This is a genomic window from Virgibacillus phasianinus, from assembly GCF_002216775.1.
Lineage (GTDB): Bacteria > Bacillota > Bacilli > Bacillales > Amphibacillaceae > Virgibacillus_F > Virgibacillus_F phasianinus.
The window spans coordinates 3,938,382-3,963,496 of sequence record NZ_CP022315.1 but is presented as its reverse complement, the minus strand read 5'-3'; the positions used below and the strand labels follow the sequence as shown (position 1 = coordinate 3,963,496).

The following is a 25,115-nucleotide window of genomic DNA, read 5'->3' as shown; positions in this document are numbered from 1 at the left end:
CAAAAGCAAAAAGGAGCCATGTTATTAAAACAATGGTTGAAATCTATTACTCATCCATAAAGCACAGCAAGGCCACTAAATTTTACCTAATAGTACGGCGAGATCAATAAGTAGACCAATACACCAGTAAGGCTGACATACAGCCAGAGCGGCATGGTCCAACGTGCGATTTTTCGATGCTTTTTCACTTGCATATTCAGGCCTCTCCCCAGCGTGATCAGTGCAAGTGGCACAATCAATGCTGCCAGAACAATATGGGTAATCAGGATAAAATAATAAATATACATGAGCACACCATCTCCGCCATAGCTTGTAGACTCAGCCATGGAGTGGTACGTCAAGTAGGAAATAAAAAATAAAAAGGTTGTTACAAATGCTGCAACTATAAATCTGCGATGCAGTTTAATGTTTTTCTTTTTAATCATGATTAAGGCCGTTAACAGAAAGATAAAGGTGAAGCTATTCAAGATAGCATTCAGCGCTGGCAATACCGTTAACTCTACGCCCCATATGGTGCCATCATCGCTTTTTGGCAAGTAATAGGTCCCTAAAATAATGCCAACGATAAGTATGGAGAGAAACCAAATCAGCGGATTGTAATTGCGCTGATTCACATTGTAGGTGTCATGGACGTCATTACTCATACTTTTTTCACTCCTATATAAAATAAACTTCTTATCAGTTAGCATAAGAAATTTAATCGCAAAGCGCAATTCAAAAGAGACCGTTTCCCTTTAAAAACAGAAAGTGTCATCCTTTCGACAAAAAACAGTCAAAGTAGTGAAACATATAATGGCATTATGATTGTTTTCGAATTTTGACCTCTATCATTTGGGTGGTTATTGGTCATTCTTTAAATAGCATCCTTGTTTAAATTACTTATGTGCTTTCTGAGCTGTTTAAGAAATCTATAAATATAGTACAAATAGCACTTAAAATATTTAGACTATTCTGCTATTATGTGTCGATAAAGGAGGGTTTAATAAATGCGTAATTATCTAAAAGTTATTTCTGTGTTATTGGCCTTGTGTTTGCTGCTTAGTATCAACATACCAGCCATTCACGCGGATGGGCATGGCAAGCCGCCGAAAGATGATCTGCCAAAATATCAAGTAGATGTGGGGACAAAAGGCATGGTCGCGACATCCCATCCGGAAGCGACAAAAATTGGGGCTGAAGTCCTGAAACAAGGCGGGAATGCCGTGGATGCTGCTATTGCAATCCAGTTTGCTTTGAATGTAAGTGAGCCGATGATGTCCGGTGTTGGGGGCGGCGGTTTTATGATGGTGTATGATGCTGAGAAGGACAAGACCGTCATTATTGACAGCCGCGAAAAGGCTTCATCCGGGGCAGAACCGGATATGTTCCTAAATGAGAATGGAGAACCCATTCCTTTTGACGAACGGGTGATGATGGGGGATGCAGTTGGTATTCCTGGTACTTTAAAAGGACTTGAAACAGCCTATGAGAAGTGGGGGACGTTCTCCTGGAAAAAGCTAGTGAAACCAGCTGAAAAATTAGCCAAACACGGCGTCGAGGTGAATTGGGTTCTTGCTGACGCCATACAGGACAACCAGGAAAAGCTGTCAAAAAGCGCCGCCAAAGAGGTGTTTCTACCTGATGGCACACCACTTCAAGAGGGTGACATGCTTATTCAAAGGGATCTCGCTAAGACATTAAAAATGATCGAAAAGAACAAGTCCGATGCACTATACGAAGGCCCAGTCGCTGAAGCGTTAGCCTCTACTGTACAAAGTTTCGGTGGTACCATAACCACGGCGGATCTGGATAACTATGATGTGACAATCGATCAACCACTAATGGGCACTTACCGGGGGTATAAGCTTGCAACGATGCCTCCGCCAAGTTCAGGTGGTTTGACCGTGCTGCAGATTCTAAATCTGCTGGAAAGTTATGATCTGAAACAATACGGTCCCCGTTCGCCTGAAAAATATAATCTTTTAGCTGAAGCAATGCATCTCGCTTATGCCGACCGCGGAGCTTACATAGGTGATCCAAAATTTGTAAATGTACCGATGGAAGGCATGCTGGATGAAGACTATATTAATTTGCGCAGCCAGTTAATTGAACTTGGAAAAGCCAACAAAAATGTGGAGCCTGGAAACCCATGGGCTTATCAAGAGGGTGAGAATCCCGGTTATGTTGAACAGCCGAATGATAAAAAGACGGGACAAACCACGCATTTTTCGGTGGCCGACCAATGGGGCAATCTAGTTTCTTATACAACAACGATTGAACAGGAATTTGGCACGGGTATTATGGTTCCCGGTTACGGCTTTATGTTAAATAATGAAATGACAGACTTTGATGCAATACCTGGTGGCGCCAATCAGGTCAAGCCTGGTAAACGTCCAATGAGCAGCATGAGTCCAACAATCGTCTTTGACCAAAACGGTGAACCATTTATGACGGTAGGATCTCCTGGTGGAAAAACCATAATCACTTCCGTTGCACAGACGATTATCAATGTGATTGATTATGGTATGACACCAAAGCAAGCAATCGAAGAACCTCGGATATACAGTCCTGACTATCCGGATATCCGATGGGAAGAAGGTGTACCTGAAGAGACGCGTCATCAACTCGAACAATTGGGATACAAGTTCGATGAGGAACCAAGGGATATTGGCAATGTTCAAATGATTAGGATACACCCTAATTTTTTCCTAGGCGCTGCTGACTCCACACGTCAAGGGCGTGCTTTGGGAATAGATTACGTGAAGGGCGGTCATGGTCCAAAAAATAAATAACTTACAAAAACGTCCCAACTTTCGCTGTAGGAAAGTTGGGGCGTAATTTTTGTGAAAGGATCCTAGATATTGGTTGGGCTGAACTAGAGGTGGGCTAGTTATTAACCAAAAATTATTTTTTTACAGCATGGATGTAATGAATCGTTTCGAATGCAGACAAATAATCTGAACGATCACCAAAGAACTGATTATTAATAGCAACTGGTGATAAATGTTCATAAATGAGTAGACCTGAGTCTTCCAGCATTTTTTCCATTTCCTCATAAGTAAAACATGATTTCATTGGCTCACCACTTGCTGAAGCCATTTGAACCATATTTTGAACGCGATTGGACACACCTTTTTCTTCAAAAAGTTCGTTGTCCGCATAATCAAAAACGATGGAACTTCCTGATGGGACTTTTGTAAATAATTCATTAATTAAATTGCCATTTTCTTCTTTTGTTAAATAATATGAAACACCTAAAAGACTAAAGAAAGTTTTTTTGTGAGGCATAAAACCTCCGTCAATAAGATTTTGCATAATAAAATCTGTGGTGAAATCCATTGAGATAAAGTGAAGATTAACTGGAATTTGATAATTAGCATCTGCTAACCTTTTCTTTTTAAAATCTTGTGCTGACGGATAATCTACTTCAAATATTTCTAAGTCGTTGTTTAATTCTTGGTTTCGGAAACAAAAGGTATCTAATCCGGCTCCCAGAATGACATACTGTTCAGCGCCTAGTACGATTTCATGAAACAATACATTTTCACAATAGGCGGCGCGTGCTAAAGGAGTTGGAGAAAGTTGAACTTGTGTAATCCATTTTAAAATTTCATCAGGATGATCTTGAAACTTCTCAGCAATTTCATTATTAAAGAATTGAATTCCTTTAATCATGTTTTCACGGATATCACAAAATTCCTTTTTGGTAATTAATTCTCTTGCAATAAAATCATCGAAAATTTTTGGTGTGTCATGTTTACTGTGGTATGCTCGACCAAAAGCTGATATTAAGGAAGTTAAACTTGATTCATTTTTCTCCATACATTAATCCTCCCATAAAACAAAAATAAGATTCCCCTGGCCAGGAGAATCTTATTATACACAAAATAAATTAAAACTTAAATTATAGCATAAGTAAATTTTTTTGTCAATTAAAGTGCTTCGTTTTGGGGTGACTTTATTTGAGTTATAATAACTGCTTTGAAATGGAAAAGTGTCGCATTCGCATTTTTCGCTGTCGGCTTTCTGGAACTTTTTAGATAATTTATAAAAATGACACCCACTGCGGAAGGGATCAACTCGTAAGATATAATATCACCAATTTTAAGAGTGGCCAAGTTACATAAGAACTGGAAGAAATATACAAGAAGGATTTATTAATTCCCTGTTGAATACTTAGTTATGCGTGTATTTTATGCTTTAACGAACTGAAAAACGAAGAAAGCTAATAATTTTTAAAATCTTATTTCGAGGAGGGATACAATGAATGAGCAGGATCGGCAAAAGATGAAAGAAACAATCAAGAGGGCTACGGAGATGAATCGTTCCCTGTTGGAGGAAATGGAAAATTTGTTGAATGAAAACAAAAAAATGGAGGAAGAAAATAAAAAATGGCGGGATTATTACGAAGCCGGATCAACTATATATAAAAGAACCCAGGGTAATCAGGCCACTCAACAATTTAACAGGGATAGATCGAACGTCTAATGTAGGTATTATGAGAATAGCGGTGAGGAAATAAGTTGTTTCTTACGCACAATATAGAAAAGGGGCCGGAACCTTGATTTCCTATAGCCCCTTCAATCTTTTCTTCCTTGTTTGATCCTTTTAATTGAATATTTACAATCCAGAGCGATAATAGGTGTTCTCCCAATCTACTCCTCATTTTCCGGTTTAAAATCTTCCTCTATCTCATTATTCCCATCATAGATTTCACCAAAAATCTTTTTCATTCGTTCATGTGCTTGTTGTTTTATCGAATCATCAATGTATGATTTTATCCTATATAAGGCGTAAACAACCACCATTGCATCGTCTGCAAACCCAATAAATGGAATGATGTCAGGCACCACATCGATGGGAAGAATAAGATAACCTAAGGCACCTGCTATGGTAATTTTGGTCGATTTAGGAGTGTTGGGACTTTTAAATCCGTAAAATAAAAGCAGGCTATAGTAGGAAACCTTGACTCCCATTTTCTGAGCATAGTTAAGCAGTTTAGCTACATATTTGTTTTCAGAGAAATGTTTTTCCTTCCCCTTGATTGCTTCAGCAGAATCAAAATTATCTAACTCTCTATCGTAATTTGTTTTCTTTGACACGTTATCTCTCCTTAATTAAACGCTCATTCCAATGTATTCCACGTAATGAGCTTGTATAACTAATCTATCATCACACCCTTATCATAGTAAAAGAATTTGGGATAAATATGTGATAAATGTGGCAAAATTGGGGAATGCATTTGGGAGTTTCAGCTGGAATTAAAATGTCTGTTGTGGCAGAAAGGACAACACTGCTGCTATCTATAAAGATCAAATGCGCAGGACACCCCACTATATAGATCATAAAAATAAAGCATTATTTTGTTGCAAATATAAGCATATGCTAATATACTAATTGTGAGAGGTGATGTTCATGGAAAAAACGATAATTGAATTAGAAAATGCCACACAAACGTTAAAGCTACTAGGTGATAAAACACGCTTAACAATTATGGGATTAGTAAAAGATGGAGAATGTTGTGTATGCGAGTTTGTTGAGGTTCTGCAAATGAGTCAGCCTTCTATTAGCCAGCATTTAAGAAAACTGAGGGATGCGGGTCTTGTGAAGGAGCAACGGAGAGGGCAATGGATATTTTACTCATTAAATACTTCCCATTCGACATACCCGATCATTCAACAGGTCTTAGAACAGATACCTGATCAGAAAGAGAAATTACGTGCGCTGGAGAACGCGGGATTACGTATCCAGTGCGACTTGTAGGGGGATTCATTTGAATTTAGCGATTGTAGCAACGGTTATTTTTATACTTACGCTAGTATTAGTGATTTGGCAGCCGAAAAACTTAGGGATTGGCTGGTCTGCATGCGGAGGAGCAATACTAGCGTTAATTTTTGGCGTGGTTGACTTTCAAGATGTGTTAGCTGTAACAGATATTGTTTGGAATGCCACATTAGCATTTGTAGCGATTATTATTATTTCCCTTATTCTTGATGAGATTGGCTTTTTTGAATGGGCCGCTCTTCATATGGCGAGAATTGCCAAGGGTAATGGGAAGAAAATGTTTGTTTATGTGATTCTTCTGGGTGCTGTTGTTGCGGCCCTTTTTGCCAATGATGGAGCTGCGCTAATTCTCACACCAATTGTACTTGCGATGGTACGAAATTTAAACTTTAAAGAAAAAATGATTTTGCCGTTCATTATGGCGTGTGGTTTTATTGCAGATACTTCCTCGTTACCACTTGTTGTGAGTAACTTGGTGAATATCGTTTCGGCGGACTTTTTCGGTATTGGATTTATTGAATATGCTACACGTATGATTGTTCCGAACTTCTTTTCGATAGGTGCGAGTATTCTTGTACTTTATCTGTTTTTTAGGAAAAGTATTCCTGAAAACTATGATGTAAGTCAACTAAAAGAACCAAATAAAGCAATCAAGGACCATAAAATGTTCCGTATGTCTTGGGGTGTTCTGGCGGTATTGCTGATTGGCTATTTTGCAAGCCAACCATTAGGTATTCCGGTCTCGATTATAGCCGGTATTGTTGCGATTTTCTTCCTTCTAATGGCGAGAAGAAGTTCTGCAGTGAAGACGGCAACAGTCATAAAGGGTGCCCCTTGGGCGATTGTGTTTTTCTCTGTCGGAATGTATGTCGTCGTTTATGGTTTGCGCAATGTCGGATTAACTGATGTGTTAGCTAATGTTATTCAGTATACTGCCGAACAAGGATTGTTTGTTGCCACGATCTCCATGGGATTCATTGCGGCAATTTTATCTTCCATTATGAACAATATGCCAACCGTCATGATCGATGCATTAGCAATTGCTGACACAAGTACATCGGGAATTATGAGGGAAGCGCTAATCTACGCGAACGTCATTGGATCCGATTTGGGGCCAAAAATTACACCGATTGGATCATTAGCGACATTGCTATGGCTTCATGTTCTTTCGACAAAGGGATTTAAAATCTCTTGGGGTTATTATTTTAAAATAGGTATTATCCTTACAATCCCAACGCTGTTTATTACATTAACAGGATTATATGTTTGGCTATGGCTTATTTTATAAGTAACAAAACTAGTGGAAACGAAAAGGAGAATGAACCATATGCCTAAAAAAACAATTTACTTTTTATGTACCGGAAACTCTTGTAGAAGCCAAATGGCAGAAGGATGGGCGAAAAAATATCTTAATAACGAATGGGTCGTAAAAAGTGCAGGAATTGAAGCACATGGATTAAATCCAAATGCAGTCAAAGCAATGAAGGAAGTTGCTATTGATATTTCAGAACAAACATCGGAAATTATTGATCCGGAAGTTTTGAATAATGCTGCTATGGCTGTTACGCTCTGCGGAGATGCAGCAGACAAATGCCCCATGACACCACCTCATGTAAAGAGAGAGCACTGGGGATTTGATGATCCTGCAAAAGCAGAAGGCACAGATGAAGAAAAATGGAGCGTATTTCAACGGGTACGTGATGAAATTGGCAAAAGAATTAAACACTTTGCAGAAACTGGTAAATAAAATAGTCAGGGGGATTTCGTAACTCCTGGCTATCATTGGAATACATATATAAGTGTATACTTATATTGTTATGGAGGGGTAAACATGAGTAAATTAGAAATTTTCGATCCAGCAATGTGCTGTTCTACGGGTGTTTGTGGACCAAGTGTCGATCCAGATTTAACACGCGTTGCATCAGTGGTCTATTCCTTAGAAAAAAGAGGATTTGATGTTACAAGATATAATCTTTCAAATGATCCTGGTGAATTTGTTGAAAACAAAAAGGTAAATCAGGTTCTTCAAGAAAAAGGTGCTGATGCACTGCCTGTAACCATACTAAATGGTGAAATCGTAAAAGATTCAAGCTATCCAAGTAATGACGAATTCTCCGATTGGTTGCAGGTTGATGCGGCAGACTTAAAAGATAAACCCCAAACACGTGTAACCATTGACATTGATAAACTATAATTTGAAAGGGGGAAACATCGATGTATGAATCTTTCAATCCCAAACAGGTGGTACAGACACCATTTTTATTTTTCACTGGAAAAGGCGGTGTTGGTAAGACATCTATAGCTTGTGCAACAGCCGTGTCCCTTGCTGACCAAGGAAAAAAAGTATTATTGGTTAGCACGGATCCAGCTTCCAATTTGCAGGATGTTTTCAAAATCGAACTAAACAGTGATCCAGTCGAGATTCCAAGCGTGAATAATTTATTCGCATGTAATATTGATCCTGAAGAAGCCGCAAAAACCTATCGTGAAAAAACTGTCGGTCCGTATCGGGGGAAATTGCCAGATTCAGTTGTCACACAGATGGAGGAACAGCTTTCTGGTGCGTGTACGGTCGAGATTGCCGCATTTGATGAATTCTCTCATCTGTTGGCTGATGATACGATAGTAAAGCAGTATGATCATGTGTTATTTGACACGGCACCGACAGGTCATACACTTCGCTTGTTGCAGTTACCAACCGCGTGGAGTGGCTTTTTGGAAGAAAGCACGCATGGCGCTTCTTGTTTAGGACCACTGTCTGGTTTAGGGAAGAAAAAAGATTTGTATGCGCAAGCTGTCAAGTCTCTGTCAAATGGTGAAAAAACAACCTTGATTTTGGTTTCCCGTCCAGATGTATCCTCTCTAGTAGAAGCCAACCGGGCATCTATGGAACTGAAAGACATTGGTATCCAAAATCAGTTACTTATTATTAATGGGCTTTTCCAGATTCAAAGTCCAAATGATGAAATATCAACAGCTTTTTACGAGCGTCAGCAAAAAGCATTAATGAAAACACCCGCAGAATTAAAACAGATCAAAACATTATCTGTACCATATGTTTCTTATTCGTTAACAAGTATTGAGAGTCTACGTCTACTTGTTAGTGATAAACCTTTTGCTGAAATAGAAGAAAATAGCGATGACAGTGAAGTCATTCCATTGCCTGGATTAAATGAAATTATTGATGACTTTTCAGCTAAAAAAACACGTGTCATTTTCACGATGGGGAAAGGAGGAGTTGGGAAAACTACCATTGCTTCGGCCATTGCTGTCGGCCTTTCCGAAAAAGGGCATAAGGTCCATTTGACGACAACAGATCCAGCAGCTCATCTTGCATACACGTTTAAAGATGGTGCATTGAACGACAATCTGTCTATTAGCAGTATTAATCCGAAGACAGAAGTCGAAAAGTATAAACAGGAAGTGCTTTCTGTTGCTGGGAAAGAACAGGATGAAGAAGGACTCGCTTATTTGAAAGAGGACCTAGAGTCGCCTTGCACCGAAGAAATTGCCCTATTCAGGGCTTTTGCGAATATGGTGGAAAAATCACAAGATGAAATTGTCGTGATTGATACGGCACCTACCGGACACACCTTGTTATTGCTTGACTCAACGGAAACGTACCATAAGGAAATAAGTCGCTCGACAGGGGATGTACCGGATAGCGTAAAAAAATTGTTACCCAGGCTCCGAAATCCAAAAGAGACCGGAGTTGTCATTGTGACGCTTGCCGAGGCAACACCAGTGTTAGAAGCAGCACGGCTGCAAGAGGATCTTAAACGAGCGCAAATTGTTCCAAAGTGGTGGGTTATTAACCAAAGTTTACATGCAACAGAATCAAGGGATCCAATATTAGCTGGCAGAGCGAATACGGAAAAGCGATGGATTAAAAAAGTAAGCGAGGAATTGGCTGAGAAGGCTGCCATTATACCGTGGACAGGTGAAGAAAAAATAGGATATGCAAAATTAAAAGACTATATAAGTAATTAATCATTTATATTTTAGAGGATGTATGGCAGCTTGGATTCCGAACGATTCATTAAGGAGAAGTAACCTTAGATTGGGGTCAATTTTGTAAGTCCATTTCATATAATTTTTATCATACAAGAGAGGGGAAAAGTTATGAAAATTACCGAAGAAGCAAAACAAACGTTAACGACAATTATGGGGAAACGTGGGGTGGAAGGAATTCGTATACATTCTGCAGGTGCAGGTTGCTGCGGTCCTCAGATAGGGTTATCCCTTGATCATCCGGAGAAGACGGATTTAATTAAAGAAATAAACGGTATTCGCGTCGCCATCGATGAACAGGTGAAAAGCTCCGTTGACGCGTTAACATTAGATAAAGATGGAGAGCAATTTGTGTTGTTAGGGCTAGATAATTGCTGTTAATAAAAAGGTCTCTTCTGAGGCCTTTTTATTTGTCCCAATAAATTCCTAACCAAAGCTCATTATTTACGTTTCCCCTGTGTTCGGTAAGCTCAAAAATATATATCAAAAAAAGTTGATTAATGATTGGAGGGATAAACATGATTCCAGTAAAAGTCGATTTGCAAAGTACTTTTAAACACTACGAAAAAACGTTTAAGGCTTTAGCAGACGAAAAAAGACTGCAACTACTTAATTTATTAGCTAATTCCCCACATGATTCTATTTGCGTTTGTGACTTAGTGGATGAGATGGAATTGGCTCAATCAAAACTTTCATACCATATAAAGATTTTGCTTCAGGCCAATCTGATAATGAAAGAAAAGAAGGGGACCTGGAGTTACTACTCCCTAAATCATAAAGAAATAAATAATGTTCTTTCAGAGGAACTTTGTTGCTTATTTCGTAAATCTAATGACAAAGCAATCGAACAAACTTGTTCTTGTTCCAATTAAATTTTAAGAGGAGGATATACATGTTATCAAATTTACCTACTGTTATTGTTGGAGCAGGTCCAGTGGGACTTGCAGCAGCTGCACATTTAAACGGATATAACCAAAGCTTCCTTGTCCTAGAGAAAGGAACAAAAGCTGGAAGTAACATTCTTGAATGGGGGCACGTTCAACTATTTTCTCCCTGGGAATTTAACATCGATCAGGCTGCAAAAAAATTATTAAAGGAAACTCAATGGGAAGAACCAGCAGCGGATAAATTACCCACTGGTAAAGAACTAGTCAACGAATACTTAAAACCTTTATCAAACCTTCCCCAAATCAAAGATAATATAATATATAACGCCGAAATTATCGATATAACAAAGAAAAACATCGATAAAATGAAATCTGATGCACGTGATCAAACACCATTTGTGTTATATGTAAAAGTAAATGGTGCAATTGAAAAGTTAGAAGCGAAAGCGGTTATAGATGCCAGCGGTACCTGGAACAATCCGAATCCTCCATTTGCAGATGGTATCTGGAGAAGTGAAGGATTACAGAAGAATCTTTATACACATATTCCAGATATCGCTACAGAAACGGAAACTTTTAAAGATAAGCATGTTGCAGTTATTGGAAGCGGACATTCTGCATTAAATACGTTAATTAATCTGTCTGAATTAAAAGCGAAATTTCCGAACACAAGAATCTCTTGGTTTGTTCGTAAACAACAAATAAAAGAAGCTTTTGGTGGAGAAGAAAATGATGAATTAGCAGCCAGAGGAGAACTTGGTTCAAAAGCCCATGAGATCATTGATAATGGTAAAGTAAATGTGCATTCAAGCTTTTATGTTGAAGACATAGCAGAACAAAATGGATCTTTTATTATTCATAGCAGTGATGGGGTTTCTATAAGTAATGTAGACGAAATTATTGTAAATACAGGATCTAGACCTAATTTCACGTTCTTAAAAGAATTAAGATTGGATGTAGACCCTATAGTTGAAAGCACAACAGAACTTGCTCCCCTTATCGATCCCAATCTCCATAGTTGCGGAACTGTTCGCCCACATGGGGAAAAAGAATTGCGCCAACCAGACACAGGTTTTTATATGACAGGTCTAAAAAGTTATGGTCGAGCACCAACGTTTTTAATGGTAACCGGTTATGAACAGGTTCGTTCTATTGTTGCTTATCTTTCTGGAGACATCGAAGAAGCTACAAAAGTTAAGTTGAGGTTACCTGAGACAGGAGTATGTCAAGTTAATCCAAATCCAAACCAATTACAAATAATTGGAGTAAGTAGTGGGGAAAGTGGTTGCGGAGGCAGCAATTGTGGTTGTTAAAGGTCATGGATGGGGCTATATAGCGGATGAAAGAGGCTTTGTACAATCCTGTAATTGTTGTGATTTTTGATTGGAACAGGTTAAAGTTGGCTAAAAAACCCATTTCAATTCTGTAATCAATTATTCACCAAAGGGTGGTTAACTGGAATAAGAAGCATCCTTCCTTCTGGTGTAACTGTTCACAATAAATTTGCTACTGTATTAAACACCAAGGATGGTTTTGTGAAAATAAAAATTAAAAAGCAGGTACATGCGCTATTCATCAATCGGACGCTTATCCGGAATTAGGGTGTGGTTTTGTCATTAAAGGGCGAATGCGTAACGATGCCTATATAGATGGAAAGTATTATGATACCGTTGTGATGGGGTTATTAAAAGAAGAATTTCAATACTAATATCTAGGGCACCTGAGTAAAAAGGGTGCCCACTTTAATTTTAAATAACTCAATTATTAGGAATAAAAATGATTAAATTTCCAAAAGCGTTTGTTCCGTTAAAGGCCGCGATTGTGTATCAGTATTTTAATTTTGAATATATAGTGTAAAGAGATAAAAATGTGTCCGTGGATTTAACAAAAGCTAGTGAGAGTAGCCTGGGTTTTTGGGATAATGATATCGATGACGAGGTTTGGAACAATGTATAAACAAGGTGATATTGTTTTAATACCAGTTCCATTCAGTGATTTAAAACATCGAAAGCAACGTCCTGTACTCATTATTTCAAGCGATAGTTATAACGAAATGACTGAAGATATCGTAGTTTTAGCCATCACTTCAAAATTAAAGGACCTTGCGTATTCAGTAGCGATTGAATCAAAAGATTTAACAGAGGGTGAACTTAAAGTAACATCAGAAATTAGGGCAGATAAACTATACACACTTTCAAAAAATATCATCAGAAAGAAATTTGGACAGGTGAACACTGGGATTTTGGAAGGTGTTCGGGTAAAAATAAAACGAACTGATAAAATAACTGTGAGCAGGGGGGCTGTGTACAGTCCTCTTTGTTGTATGGAAATTCCTGTGGCTTTCCATTTTTATGTGCAGGGGCTCGATTTCGGCATGGGGATATTGTTGAATGAAATTGCCACAAACGGTCTGTAATAAGGAAACGCCCTTTTCTGCATTGGGTCGGAGATTGACATAGATATATGTGGTGAAAATGCGGAATGCATTGGCGTAGATGATCTTTCGTTATATTAACAAGAATGAAGAAAAATGTTTTATAAATCCATGAATTAAGGTATACTATATGGGATTCGAGAGTCAAATGCAGAAAGTGTCAAATTCGCTGATTCTGACATGCAATTAATGTGAAACAATCACGATTTTTGATAAAATAGTAAAGAAATGGATTATTGAAAACGAAAGGACTGAGTAATTTGTCAGTTGAATGGAAATCAGTACGTACATATGACGAGATTGTGTATGAGAAATGTGAAGAAGGCATTGCCAAAATCACAATCAATCGTCCGGAAAAGCACAATGCGTTTACCCCGCACACCATTGACGAGTTGATCGATGCATTTAGCGATTCTAGAAATGATGGCAACGTCGGGGCGATTATTTTAACAGGAATGGGAGATAAGGCGTTTTGTTCCGGTGGTGATCAAATGGTCAGAGGAGATGGCGGTTACGTCGGAAATGATCAGATCCCAAGATTGAACTTGCTTGACCTGCAGCGTCTGATGCGCTTCACACCGAAACCGATTATTGCGATGGTAGCCGGTTACGCTATTGGTGGTGGCCACGGCCTTCACGTTATCTCTGACCTGACAATCGCTGCGGACAACGCAATTTTCGGTCAAACGGAGAGCCGTGTGGGCAGTGTTGACGCTGGATATGGACAAGGCTTCCTGGCTGAAATCGTTGGTCAGAAGAAAGCGCGTGAAATCTACTATTTAAGCCTGCAATATTCGGCTGAAGAAGCGGATAAGATGGGTCTCGTAAATAAGGTGGTTCCGTTAGAACAGCTGGAGGAAGAAACGATTAATTGGGCAAAACAACTTGTTGCGAAAAGCCCAACAGCACTGCGCCTGATGAAAGCATCGTTTAACGCTGATACAGACGGGCTCGCTGGTCTGCAACAACTAGGCGGCGACGCAACATTGCTATACTACAGGACTGAAGAATCAAAAGAGGGACGCGACGCCTTCAAGGAAAAACGCGAACCCGACTTTTCAAAATTCCCACGTTTCCCGTAAACCATAAATAAGCTTGCATGCGGCTTGATGAGACTCTCATCAAGCCGTTTTTGTGTGGTGATATTTCGGATTGATGAGTGAGTATAGTCTTTAAAAATGCTATTGACTATTCAGTTGAACTGGATAGAGGGTGAAAGCATGAAACATAAATTATTGCCATTGTCTGAAACCATGCATTATATTTTATTGGCGTTACGTGAACCACTTCATGGCTATGCTGTAATGCAGAAAATAGAAAAAATAAGTAATGGTACTGTTAGTTTAGCGGCTGGTACATTGTACGGTGCGATTGAAAACTTGAATAAGCATGGTTGGATTGAACCTGTTGGAAATTCGGGCCGGAGAAAAATTTATATGATAACTGCAGAAGGAAGCGCCATTTTGAAAATGGAACAAGAAAGGCTATCGCATATTTTATCCTTGTATGAAGGGGATGGTTCTAATGAAGATGTTTAACATGTTTTTTGATATTGAAAAAGAAGAACAATGGCTGAATAAGCAACTGCAGAAGGGCTATCGCTGTACAAATATTAGTGGACTTGGGATATACACTTTCAAAAAAACGGACAATAGATATGTTATGCGACTTGATTATCAAGATTATTTGCCAAAGAAAAAGTTCAAGGAATACAAAGCGATATATGAAGATTTTGGTTGGACCCATGTAGTGAGGTACCGGCTGGGTGGAAAACAGTATTGGCAGAAAGTAAAAGATGATCAAAATGAAATCTTCTCGGACCGCCAATCAAAGGGTAATTATTATAAAAGATTAATGGTGTATTCATTTTGGTTAGGTATGCTTTGTTTGTTTTTTTCTTATTCGATTTACAAGGATTCGGGATTATATTTAACTGAAGGTCTTTGGAGTATGAAAGGTTCATTGTTTTGGAAGGCACTTTTATTTGAAACGCCATTTGTCCTTTTAAGGTCTCTTCCCATGCTTATGGTTGTATTCTTTGGCAGCAGTTTCTATAGAGCTTATCGAAAGTATTCAATATTAAAAGAAAAATAATATGCTAGGGATTTAAGTATGAACTTTTTTAATCCAAGGCGGTAAATTGAGGATAATGTACCTACCCCCTCAACACACGTGTTGAGGGGATTAAACTTCTTATTGTTTTAAAAAATCTATTTCTACTTCATTTTTTTGTGGTTCACGTTTAAACAATATTCACCATTACGAATTGATGCAATAACTTCTGCACGCTCTATCTTGTTCTAAAACTTTTTTTATCCCCAAATTTCCTTCGACACATCAACAATAAATTTCAATTTATTCCATTGGTCTTCTTCCGTTAATTTATTCCCATGGTGGGTTGATGAGAATCCGCATTGCGTGCTTAAGCATAATTGCTCAAGCGGCACATAGTGGGATGCTTTGTTAATCCGCCTTTTAATGGATTCTTTGTCCTCCAGTTCGCCACTTTTCGATGTGATAACACCAAGCACAACCTGTGGGCCGTCACTTGGAATATAGTCTAATGGTTTGAAATCACCGGAGCGGTCATCATCATATTCCAGGAAGAATCCGTCCACTTTTTCTTCAGCAAACAATGTTGGGGCGATTAAGTCATAACTTCCTTCAAATGCCCAATTGGATCGATAGTTTCCACGGCATAAGTGTGTCGTCACGACTAAATCCGCTGGTTTACCATCCAATACACCATTAATAACGCGCAGTGCCAAATCAATTAGTTCTTGCCTTGAATATTTCCCCTCGTTAAATGGAATATCTGGTGAAGAAAGCCCAGCAATATAAACATCATCAAATTGTAAATAGCGCACCCCCGCTTTATAAAAAGCTTGGATTGCATCACGGTATGTTTGGATAACATCATCGGCATATTCTTCAATATCGGGATAAATAGTCTCGTCAATGATCCCCACATTAAAAAGCTGGTTTGGGCTAGGAATTGTTTGTTTCGCAACTGCACGACCATCAACAATTGCATTAAATTCAATAAAATCCTTGATAAATGGATGGTCAGGATTAAAGGAAACCTTGCCCGTATTGCGAACATTATATTTTTCTGTTTCTTCATTCCCGTGGAAAATATAGCCGACCTCAGGGACATATCCTTCAATCCCGTTCAGATGTTCCAAGAAATCTGTGTGCCAAAATCGCCGTCTAAACTCACCATCTGTTACTGCTTGCAAGCCAATTTCAATTTGTTTATCAACAATCCGCTTAATTTCCTTCGTTTCTGTATCACGTAATTGTTCAGCAGTAATGGTTCCTTCTTTAAATTCTTTTCTAGCATGGTGTATGCTTTCAGGTCGCAATAGGCTTCCTACTTGATCTGCTTTGAATGGTGCTTTTGTTAAAGTGATTGCCATTTTCCATTCCTTCTTTCCGTGTGTTTTTTATTAATTTCGGGCAATAAAACTAGTGGACTTGCATGTTTTTAATCGATTGCTACCGCTTTTCTTATGTACGTAAAAACCCCCTTCTTACAAAATAAGAAGAGGGTTTGGAATGTGACCGGTTTCTCTTCTTATCTCCAAGCATGTTGCTTCTGGAATTAGCACAGTACAAAAGTCTGTTGCTGAGGTTTCAAAGGGCCAGTCCCTCCACCTCTCTGGATAAGAAATATACTATTCACTTTTCAGATTAGTCATAATCATACAACTGTAGATTCTGAATGTCAAGGGAAAATTTAGAAGATTTGTTACTATCAGCGTCAGTAGTCTTCGCTTGGGAAAAAACGCCAATGACGGCTCCATAAGGAATAAATTTCTAGTCAGAAACACGCATATATGTTCGTATTTCGTGATATAATTAGAACGAATGTTCTGTACTGGAGGTTATTTCATGAAAAATATGCTTTTACGAGCCATTCAGCATAAAGAAAAAATGGAATTGATTTATCTGGACAAAAATAACCTGGCGTCGCAAAGGGTTGTTCAGGTGTACAAAATTAACGATGACAAGATTATGGCTTACTGTTACACGAAAAGGGCTATTCGAACTTTTAAATTGGATAATATTTTATCGGTTGGACCGGTTAGAAAACGAATGGGGGCATAAAAATGAGTGTGAATGACAGAGGTACAATAAAGTGGACTGCAATGATGTTACCAGAGCATATCAACATGTTAAATGAGTACTGGAAAGAGGAAGAATACAAGGAAAAGCCAATGTTAGATGAACAGCAAAAAGAAGAAATCGGCATGAAACTGCAGTGCGCTATTCACAATAATTTAACGGTTGAGATTAAGCATTACAGTGGACGCGACTACCTGACTATCAAAGGAAAGCTGATGAAAATTGATCAGATTAAGTTGAAATTAAATAATGAAGATCAAACGGAAATAAAATTGGATAATGTGCTAGATGTGCACATAGATTAATCCTTTCCTAGGGTCAGTTTCTCGTAATAAAATATGCTTGAAACTTGGGAGACAGTGTTATAAGGGTTTAAGGTTTGATACAATTGTGTTGATTTGCTGGAATACTTAAGTTCTGCAAACTGGTCCAGATTGTGGAGGAAGCATAGAATATAAAAATAATTTATGCGCAACATTATTAATTATCTTAAGAAATAGTTAAGAACTTCCGCATCTATTTTTTAAGAAATCCCATTTATACTATTACAATTAAGGGAATAACTTTTTGATAATTGGAGGATTTCTTATGAGTAAAGAAACAATTCTTGTAATAGATGATGAAAAGGAAATAAGGGATCTCATTTCCATCTATTTAAAGAATGAAGGATATAACGTGATAGAAGCTGGCAATGGTGAAGAAGGTCTAGATATTTTGAAAGATAATCAAGTACATTTAATTGTACTTGATATTATGATGCCTAAAATAAATGGTATGGATATGTGTATTAAAGTAAGAGAAATAGCTGAAATGCCAATAATTATGTTATCCGCAAAGACACAAGATATGGATAAAATAATGGGATTAACAACAGGGGCAGATGACTATATAACGAAACCTTTTAATCCATTGGAACTGGTAGCCAGAATTAAATCACAGCTTCGCAGGTATATGAGAATGAGTAGCGGCATGGTTCAAAATGAAAGTGAAATTGAAATTGGAGGGATGCTAATAAATGTGTCGACACATGAAGTAACAGTAGAAGGTAAAGAAATAAAGTTAACACCACGAGAATTTTCTATTCTGGAACTTCTTTCTCGGAATCGTGGTATTGTATTTAGTGCGGAAAAAATTTACGAAAAGGTTTGGAAAGAACAGTCTTTTCAATCGGATAACACAGTAATGGTGCATATTCGGAAAGTCCGCGAAAAAATAGAAGAAAACCCAAGAAAACCTATGTTTATTAAAACGGTTTGGGGAGTGGGATATAAAATTGAAAAAGAAAATTAATCCCATGAATTTTATAAAATGGTTTACTGAAAAACTGATAACTAGTATAAGACGAAGTATTCGCATTCAGTTAATTGCTGCATTTATTGTATGCGCGTTATTAGGATTTTTCGTATCGAGAATGGTAGTACCAATTTTTGAAAATATAAATAAGGTGGCTACCATTGATTACAGCTGGGGTATGGAAAGCATTAATTGGCAGGCACAGTTAGCAGCAGAAACAATAGAAAAAGAAAATACAATAGAAGCCATTAAGAAATTTATAAACGAACAAAATGCAGTTTCCGGGCGAGGTCTCAATGCTTTAAAAGTGCTGGTTACGGATAAGACTGGGAAAGTTCTGTACAAAACAGAACAAGCACAGGAAGTTCAAATAAATCTGCATGAGACCATTGGTAATGTGATGTCTTTTGCTATAAACCAACCATCCTATACAAGTGGGGAAGAACAATTAAGTGGTACTCGTAAGGAATTTATTACGTTTTATCCACTCACGATAAATAGCAAGAATTTATATATGTTTGTAAGCGGAATTCCAGAGGGCACTGTAACGTATCAAACGAAAGAAGGTCCGTTTCCATTTTTTATTGGGATTTTTGTTTTTATTTTTTCTTTCTATTATTTAACGAAGCGAAAGATGAAACAGATTGAAGCGATGGCACAAGGTGTAAACGAGATTGCAAAAGGTAATTTAGCTTATCGGATTGAGCAACAGGGGCAGGATGAAATCGCCTTATTAACGGAAAACATCAATTATATGGCAGAAGACCTTATGATTCAAATGGAAAAGGAACGTCAGGTGGAAAGGCAAAAAAATGAATTGATTACCAATGTATCACATGATTTAAGAACGCCATTGACATCCATTTTGGGTTACTTGCGCTTGCTACTCGATGGGAAATTTGAAAATGAAGAACAACGTAATGAATATGTTAAGATTGCTTTTTCAAAATCGGAACAATTGGAAACCTTAATTGAGGATTTGTTTGCATACACAAAGCTAACAGATGGGAATCTCATCCTAGATCGACAGGATGTATGCATAAATAAATTCCTTGACCAACTGATTGACGAAATCACACCACAAGCGGAAAAACGTGGCTTGTCAATTGTGAAAAGGTTTCCTGATGAACCATTATATGCTTTTGTTGATTCAGAACAAACGGTACGACTATTTGAAAATTTACTAATGAATGCTATTAACTACAGCAAAGATAACGGGGATATTCAGGTTTCCCTCAGGAAATATCAAGATCAGCTTGAAATATCCATCGCAAATCAAAGTGACGAATTTACGAAAGAGGAGTTAGAAAACTTATTTGAGCGTTTTTATAAAAAAGATGATTCGAGAAGCAAGGTAACAGGAGGCTCCGGGCTTGGTCTTGCAATCGCAAAGAGCATTGTGGAGCTGCATGGAGGAGGGATTAAAGCAGAATATAGTAATGGAGTTGTTCATTTTATTATAGTATTGCCAATGTCGTCTGAAAAATAATTGTTTCCAATAATAGTGAAATTACATTCTTAAGGACCCTTAAAGTACAAGGGTTCTTTTTTTTAGTCTTTTTTAGCTTATTAAGAAAAAGTTAAGAAGTTATCCCGTTTTTAATTAAGAATTGCATCTTATACTTGAATTATTCCAGATTGCTTCATTGGAAAAGCCAAAAAATTAAAGTGGATAAAGGAAAGGTGAAAATAAAGATGAAAAAGAAGCTGAAAAGAATACTGATTGGAATACTTGTAGGGCTTGTTCTTGTTATTGGTGCATTATCCCTGATTGGTGAGGATATCCGGGATAGATTTAATCCGTTTATTCAAGAAAAGGATGTATACGCACTTATAAATAAAGAAGGAGAAACTGATCCCGACTTCGAACACAGATATATGTTTAGGCTAGATGGGGTTGATGAATCGGGGGAGGTAGAGGAAATTAAAGTAACGGCAAGCGTTAAGGATTTTCCCGAAAATACCTACTTGAAGGTACACGTTAAAGGAACTTATGTTTATGAGTATGAGAAAGTAACGGAAGAGAACGTTCCTGAAAAGGCGATAAAAGAGCTAAAGCGTAACAAATAGCTTAGAAAAACACTAGGGTGGAGGTAGAAATAGGATGAAGAAGTCCGTAGTTCAGGTTGAAAATATACAAAAAATATATGGTAAAAAAGGCGAAAACCAATCACATGCATTAAAAGGATTATCCTTCTCCATTCAAGATGGTGAATTTGTTGGAATTATGGGAGCATCTGGTTCTGGAAAAACAACATTATTAAATGTCATTTCAACACTGGATCAACCGTCAAATGGCACGGTTGAAATTGCTGGCTTAGATATTACGAAAATGAGACAAAGTGAACTAGCTAACTTTCGCTCCCAAAAGTTGGGTTTTATTTTTCAAGACTTTAACTTACTTGAGAATTTAACCATTTACGAAAACATTGCACTGCCACTTTCCCTTCAAGACATCCCTTCTAAAAAGATTGGCCCAAGGGTTGAAAAAGTAGCCGATATGTTAGGTATTAAAGCCATTCTTGCAAAATATCCATCAAAGGTTTCTGGTGGGCAAAAACAACGTACAGCTGCAGCACGCGCTATTGTTCATGAGCCAGCCGTTATTTTAGCGGACGAGCCAACTGGAGCGCTTGATTCAAAAAACGCCACAGGCCTTTTAAATTCCATGAAGGGTTTAAATGAAGAACAAGATGTATCCATTTTAATGGTTACCCATGATCCAATTAGTGCAAGTTATTGCCGACGTATTTTATTTATACGTGACGGAGAAATATACAGGGAAATTCACCGCAACAGTACACGCGAAGTGTTTCATAAAGAAATTCTAGATGTGCTTGCAGACTTAGGTACAGAAACACAGGGAGGTTTATGATGTTAGTTAAACTTTCCATATCAGGACTAAAAAGTAAGCTAAAAGATTATATTGTTTTACTGATTGGTCTGGTTATGTCTATTGCTATATTTTATATGTTTCAAACATTAGCTTTAAATAAAGCATTTCTTGAAGCAAATGCAACGACTAATTCAATCGGATTCATTTTCCAAACAGGTTCTGTCCTGCTTGCCATTATTACATTCTTCTATATGTTCTATGCGAATTCTTTCTTGCTTTCTCTTAGGCGAAAAGAATTTGGAATGTATATGACGCTCGGAGCAAAGAAACATAAGGTTATACGCCTTATGTTTTTAGAAACAATCATTATCGGAGCAACATCTCTCTTGATTGGGATTTTAGCTGGAACAGGGCTTGCACAAGTAATTGGCAAGTTGCTTATGAAGCAGCTTGATTTTACTGCCGAGGGTTATCAGGCATTGTATGTACCATCGATTTCGGTTACGTGTATTTTCTTCTGTTTGTTATTTATATTGACCGCCATGATGAATAGTCTTACATTATTACGGACTTCCATTCTGGACCTTGTTCATGGGGATACTCACGCTGATTCTATCATTATTGAAGGAAAAATGACTGGTATAGTTGCGCTTCTTTCACTCATATTGTTAGGAATTGGCTATCTATCCATGTTCTATTTTGATAAGTTAAAGGAAGCTGGAATCGTGATAGCCATGCTTACAACAACGGCTGGAACGTATTTGTTCTTTGAGGCATTTTTCCCACTATTTGTTAAAAGGCTAAAAGCGAATAAAACACGCAACGAAAAAGGTCTTAATGCTTTTACATTTTCCCAATTAAATTTCCGAATCAACAGTTTAACAAAAGTATTAGCTACAGTAGCGATGTTAATCGCACTTGGATCAGGAGCTATTTCAGGTGGCTTAGCCTATAAAAATAATGTGATGAAATCCACGGACAGTTTTGAAATATATGATACCACTATAAACAATCCGACCACCGAAGAAATGGAAATCTTGGATGGTATTCCATTTAAAGAGAAAAGCGAATATCGTTATAAGGTTGATGATACATTTGTTTATTATGTCAAGGAAGATTTGGAAAAAAACCCGCCACTAATCCATGCTGGGAATGGTGATAAACCAAGGCGTGTTAGGGGAGATCTTCCGGTAAATGCTATTTCGGATTATGGTCGTCAAGAAATCAATCAAAATACGAAGTCAATCCCAGAAGAATGGGAAACTGCTTTAATAAATATGCACTCTATCTATTTAGATGATCTAAATAAGCCAATGAAAATTATCAATCTAAAAATGTATCATGAGTTAAAGGGGAAAACAGGTACCATATTTATTGGAAAAACAGATGATTTTGTTGCACATACAACAGAATGGAAGAAGCTTGATGAATTGGAGTCAGAGAAATATAAGGATGGTAAAGCTGATGATATTCTAAGTAAGTATAAAATATACAAAAACTTCTATGCTGATGCTAGTGGAACTGTATTTATGGGTTTATTCTTGGGGATTGCTTTCTTGGCAATGATGGCAAGTAGTTTAATGTTTAAAATTCTATCTGGCGCAACAACAGATATTAATCGGTATGAAATGCTTAGAAAAATTGGCGTTAGTCGTGAATTATTAACCAAGTCCATCTATAAAGAGTTGTTCATTGTATTTTTGGCACCAGCTATTATAGGTATGCTGCATGTATTGATTGGAATGAACATGTTTGGATATGTCTTAATCGATCCATATTACCGCATCTGGCTGCCTATTGTTATTTTTCTATTCGTTTATACGGCCTATTATCTTATTACAGTTCATTTATATAAAAGAATTGTTTTTCCGAAAAAAGTATAATTCATATAAACTAGTTCTACAAAAGGGGTGCTGTTCTGGAGCAAAGATCAGCGCCCTGTATTGCAGAATACGATCGGGCCTATTGAGAATATTGTGTTGGTGACAAGAGAACTGAATGAGTAATGCAGGAAATTAATGTTATTTACATTCTTTGAGAAAGCTATTCACTCATATTGTATGTAGTCGGGATATATACAAAGATGGTATTAGAAGTGGAAATATATCTTTCCCCAGAACTCTTCCATCAAATGAAAACGATTTAATTGAACATTTATTTTTAATCAAAATAGTTGAAACCTTCTGTATACCTAAACGTAGATTTAGATAGAGCCATTAATTAATAGATCAATAAGGGGGAATTTTGTTGAAAAGCATAATAGGAAAAGGGTTTCTGATCGTAGGGGTTATACTACTTACCCTAAGTATGCCAACGATTGCATTAGGAAGTGAAGCGGTTTATCCACCAAACCATGCAGCGAATCAACTTTTGACCAAGCAGGAAGGTGCTAATTCGCTTGGATTCAATCTACTAAACAATATACGTAAGAACAGTATAAACCCGTCAGGGAACGGTCAGGTCATTGATACGGATAGATTTAAAAATCGTTTCATCCAGAATGCGATTCAATTAATCCAGGATATGCACGCGGGCAACTATCACCACGCCTTGAAGTTAACCTCTAGTGATTTTAAGAAAAGGATTACGGAACAGTGGTTGGAAATGTACCGGAGTACATACATCCAACAAATAAATTCGGGTTCATTCATTGGATTTAGTTCAGCAAAGGTAAAGGGATCCAATCAAGTACATACAAACGTTGAACTTGGACTAAAGTTCGAACAAGCCACGGTTCCAATGATCATCAGGCTTGATCCGTCGGGAAACGTAGATGATATACTTGCGACTGTACAGAAGGGTGAAGTTGCAGGGGATCCTTTATATAGCAACCCGGATACCTTCACTGAAAAAGAAGTAGTGGTTGGAAAAGGAACATTTGCCCTGCCTGGGACATTATCTATTCCAAAAGGAGAGGGTCCTTTTCCAGCAGTAGTTCTCGTTCAGGGATCAGGTGCATCTGATCGTGATGAAAGGGCGTATGCATTAAAGCCATTCCGTGATTTGGCACACGGTCTTGCCTCAAAGGGGATTGCCGTTTTAAGGTATAATAAACGAACTTTCGAACATACATTGAAAACAACGGCAGACCCCAATCACACCGTGGATAAAGAAACAACCGATGATGCTGTACTTGCGTCTAATTTGCTTGAACAGCAGAAAAGAATAGACAATGATCAAATTTTTATCCTTGGACACAGCCAAGGGGGGATGATGGTTCCGCAAATTATCAATAAAGACAAAAGGGACAATATCGAAGGTGCGATCGTCATGGCCGGTCCTGCAAGAACAATCCAAGACGTAGTTCTCGATCAACTGGATTATTTATTTTCAATCGATCGGATGCCGCTTGAACTATATGAGTTTTTGAAAGGGCAGTATGAACTGTTAAATGATCCCGATTTCTCCGGGGAAAATCCTCCAGCAGGTTTTCAACTAGGTCAGTCCATGTTTTGGGATTCAATAAATGATATTAAAGCTGCTGAGATGGCAAGCGAACAAACCAAACCGCTGCTGATTATTCAGGGTGAGGAGGATTATCAGGTACAAGCGGACAGTGAAATTCCCATTTGGAGAAGAGAACTTTCCCATCGTAACAATGTAGAATATCAGCTCTATCCGAAGCTCAACCATTTTTTCACGGAAGGTGAAGAAGGAATGAGCACCCCGGAAGAATATCTTATCCCAGCTAATATCCCTGAATATGTTATTCGCGATATAGCTGCGTGGGTAAAATCTAACCCACATCAATTAAACAGTGCAT

General features: G+C 37.8%; 25 protein-coding genes, 1 pseudogene and 1 riboswitch. Of the genes and pseudogenes, 22 read left to right on the top strand and 4 right to left on the bottom strand.

All coding sequences use genetic code 11. The features are described from left to right. Positions 1–86: 86 nt before the first annotated feature. Complete coding sequence (locus CFK37_RS19275; RefSeq protein WP_089063398.1) at positions 87–644, bottom strand: DUF420 domain-containing protein; 558 nt, start codon at positions 642–644, stop codon at positions 87–89. A 342-nt stretch (positions 645–986) separates the two neighbouring features. Between CFK37_RS19275 and ggt the strand changes: the two genes are divergently transcribed. Beyond that, positions 987–2,771 carry a gamma-glutamyltransferase gene (gene ggt / locus CFK37_RS19270; RefSeq protein ID WP_089063397.1) on the top strand — a complete coding sequence of 595 codons (1,785 nt, stop codon included), beginning with the start codon at positions 987–989 and terminating at the stop codon, positions 2,769–2,771. Positions 2,772–2,883: 112 nt separating this feature from the next. Here the strand turns inward: ggt and CFK37_RS19265 are convergent, their stop codons facing one another. Then, a complete protein-coding gene (locus tag CFK37_RS19265) occupies positions 2,884–3,801 on the bottom strand; it encodes a class I SAM-dependent methyltransferase (RefSeq protein WP_089063396.1) in 918 nt (305 codons plus the stop codon). 441 nt (positions 3,802–4,242) lie between these two features. Here CFK37_RS19265 and CFK37_RS19260 point away from each other — a divergent pair, with 441 nt between their 5' ends. Next, complete coding sequence (locus CFK37_RS19260) at positions 4,243–4,467, top strand: hypothetical protein (RefSeq protein WP_089063395.1); 225 nt, start codon at positions 4,243–4,245, stop codon at positions 4,465–4,467. A 167-nt stretch (positions 4,468–4,634) separates the two neighbouring features. Here CFK37_RS19260 and CFK37_RS19255 read toward each other — a convergent pair whose 3' ends face one another. Next, on the bottom strand, positions 4,635–5,081 hold the full coding sequence (locus CFK37_RS19255) for a YkvA family protein (protein ID WP_089063394.1): 447 nt from the start codon (positions 5,079–5,081) through the stop codon (positions 4,635–4,637). A 313-nt stretch (positions 5,082–5,394) separates the two neighbouring features. On the opposite strand from CFK37_RS19255, the gene CFK37_RS19250 reads away from it, so the two are divergent. The 12 genes from CFK37_RS19250 (at position 5,395) to CFK37_RS19190 (ending at position 15,189) form a co-directional block, all read left to right on the top strand. Then, positions 5,395–5,742 carry an ArsR/SmtB family transcription factor gene (locus CFK37_RS19250; RefSeq protein WP_089063393.1) on the top strand — a complete coding sequence of 116 codons (348 nt, stop codon included), beginning with the start codon at positions 5,395–5,397 and terminating at the stop codon, positions 5,740–5,742. 10 nt (positions 5,743–5,752) lie between these two features. Then, entirely contained in the window at positions 5,753–7,051 is a 1,299-nt protein-coding gene (locus CFK37_RS19245) for an arsenic transporter (protein ID WP_089063392.1), read from the top strand. A gap of 39 nt (positions 7,052–7,090) precedes the next feature. Next, positions 7,091–7,510: an arsenate reductase (thioredoxin) gene (gene arsC / locus CFK37_RS19240; RefSeq protein ID WP_089063391.1), complete on the top strand. Its 420-nt coding sequence runs from the start codon at positions 7,091–7,093 to the stop codon at positions 7,508–7,510. 84 nt (positions 7,511–7,594) lie between these two features. Continuing rightward, positions 7,595–7,957: an arsenite efflux transporter metallochaperone ArsD gene (arsD, locus tag CFK37_RS19235; protein ID WP_089063390.1), complete on the top strand. Its 363-nt coding sequence runs from the start codon at positions 7,595–7,597 to the stop codon at positions 7,955–7,957. Positions 7,958–7,977: 20 nt separating this feature from the next. Further along, entirely contained in the window at positions 7,978–9,753 is a 1,776-nt protein-coding gene (gene arsA, locus CFK37_RS19230; RefSeq protein WP_089063389.1) for an arsenical pump-driving ATPase, read from the top strand. A gap of 132 nt (positions 9,754–9,885) precedes the next feature. Further along, a complete protein-coding gene (locus tag CFK37_RS19225) occupies positions 9,886–10,155 on the top strand; it encodes an iron-sulfur cluster assembly accessory protein (RefSeq protein WP_089063388.1) in 270 nt (89 codons plus the stop codon). Between the two features lie 137 nt (positions 10,156–10,292). Then, entirely contained in the window at positions 10,293–10,646 is a 354-nt protein-coding gene (locus tag CFK37_RS19220; protein WP_089063387.1) for an ArsR/SmtB family transcription factor, read from the top strand. A gap of 20 nt (positions 10,647–10,666) precedes the next feature. Beyond that, positions 10,667–11,974 carry an NAD(P)-binding domain-containing protein gene (locus tag CFK37_RS19215; protein ID WP_089063386.1) on the top strand — a complete coding sequence of 436 codons (1,308 nt, stop codon included), beginning with the start codon at positions 10,667–10,669 and terminating at the stop codon, positions 11,972–11,974. A 635-nt stretch (positions 11,975–12,609) separates the two neighbouring features. Beyond that, positions 12,610–13,077, top strand: a complete 468-nt coding sequence (locus CFK37_RS19205) for a type II toxin-antitoxin system PemK/MazF family toxin (RefSeq protein ID WP_089063385.1) — start codon at positions 12,610–12,612, stop codon at positions 13,075–13,077. Between the two features lie 278 nt (positions 13,078–13,355). Continuing rightward, positions 13,356–14,177 (top strand): 1,4-dihydroxy-2-naphthoyl-CoA synthase, encoded by an 822-nt coding sequence (gene menB / locus CFK37_RS19200; protein WP_089063732.1) that lies wholly within the window; start codon positions 13,356–13,358, stop codon positions 14,175–14,177. 138 nt (positions 14,178–14,315) lie between these two features. Then, on the top strand, positions 14,316–14,633 hold the full coding sequence (locus CFK37_RS19195) for a PadR family transcriptional regulator (protein ID WP_089063384.1): 318 nt from the start codon (positions 14,316–14,318) through the stop codon (positions 14,631–14,633). Then, positions 14,620–15,189 carry a DUF2812 domain-containing protein gene (locus CFK37_RS19190; RefSeq protein ID WP_089063383.1) on the top strand — a complete coding sequence of 190 codons (570 nt, stop codon included), beginning with the start codon at positions 14,620–14,622 and terminating at the stop codon, positions 15,187–15,189. The genes CFK37_RS19195 and CFK37_RS19190 overlap by 14 nt, the downstream gene beginning before the upstream one ends. Positions 15,190–15,407: 218 nt before the next feature. Here CFK37_RS19190 and CFK37_RS19185 read toward each other — a convergent pair whose 3' ends face one another. Beyond that, complete coding sequence (locus CFK37_RS19185) at positions 15,408–16,514, bottom strand: 5-methyltetrahydropteroyltriglutamate--homocysteine S-methyltransferase (RefSeq protein ID WP_089063382.1); 1,107 nt, start codon at positions 16,512–16,514, stop codon at positions 15,408–15,410. A gap of 155 nt (positions 16,515–16,669) precedes the next feature. Next, positions 16,670–16,767, bottom strand: a riboswitch (SAM riboswitch). Between the two features lie 222 nt (positions 16,768–16,989). Here CFK37_RS19185 and CFK37_RS19180 point away from each other — a divergent pair. From CFK37_RS19180 to CFK37_RS19145, 8 genes and pseudogenes are all read left to right on the top strand, one after another. Next, complete coding sequence (locus CFK37_RS19180; protein WP_089063381.1) at positions 16,990–17,205, top strand: WYL domain-containing protein; 216 nt, start codon at positions 16,990–16,992, stop codon at positions 17,203–17,205. 2 nt (positions 17,206–17,207) lie between these two features. Beyond that, positions 17,208–17,528 carry a YolD-like family protein gene (locus CFK37_RS19175; protein WP_089063380.1) on the top strand — a complete coding sequence of 107 codons (321 nt, stop codon included), beginning with the start codon at positions 17,208–17,210 and terminating at the stop codon, positions 17,526–17,528. Positions 17,529–17,811: 283 nt separating this feature from the next. Continuing rightward, positions 17,812–18,513, top strand: a complete 702-nt coding sequence (locus tag CFK37_RS19170) for a response regulator transcription factor (RefSeq protein WP_089063379.1) — start codon at positions 17,812–17,814, stop codon at positions 18,511–18,513. Then, a complete protein-coding gene (locus CFK37_RS19165) occupies positions 18,497–20,005 on the top strand; it encodes a HAMP domain-containing sensor histidine kinase (RefSeq protein ID WP_425445353.1) in 1,509 nt (502 codons plus the stop codon). Before CFK37_RS19170 ends, CFK37_RS19165 begins: the two co-directional genes overlap by 17 nt. Before the next feature lie 206 nt (positions 20,006–20,211). Further along, the gene (locus CFK37_RS19160; protein WP_342746725.1) at positions 20,212–20,586 is read left to right on the top strand and encodes a YxeA family protein; all 375 of its coding nucleotides are present in this window, start codon (positions 20,212–20,214) and stop codon (positions 20,584–20,586) included. A gap of 34 nt (positions 20,587–20,620) precedes the next feature. Next, the gene (locus tag CFK37_RS19155; protein ID WP_089063378.1) at positions 20,621–21,391 is read left to right on the top strand and encodes an ABC transporter ATP-binding protein; all 771 of its coding nucleotides are present in this window, start codon (positions 20,621–20,623) and stop codon (positions 21,389–21,391) included. Then, a complete protein-coding gene (locus tag CFK37_RS19150; RefSeq protein ID WP_089063377.1) occupies positions 21,391–23,235 on the top strand; it encodes an FtsX-like permease family protein in 1,845 nt (614 codons plus the stop codon). Before CFK37_RS19155 ends, CFK37_RS19150 begins: the two co-directional genes overlap by 1 nt. A 358-nt stretch (positions 23,236–23,593) precedes the next feature. After that, positions 23,594–25,099 (top strand): annotated as a pseudogene (locus CFK37_RS19145) (alpha/beta hydrolase); the annotation flags it as partial. Positions 25,100–25,115: the final 16 nt, after the last annotated feature.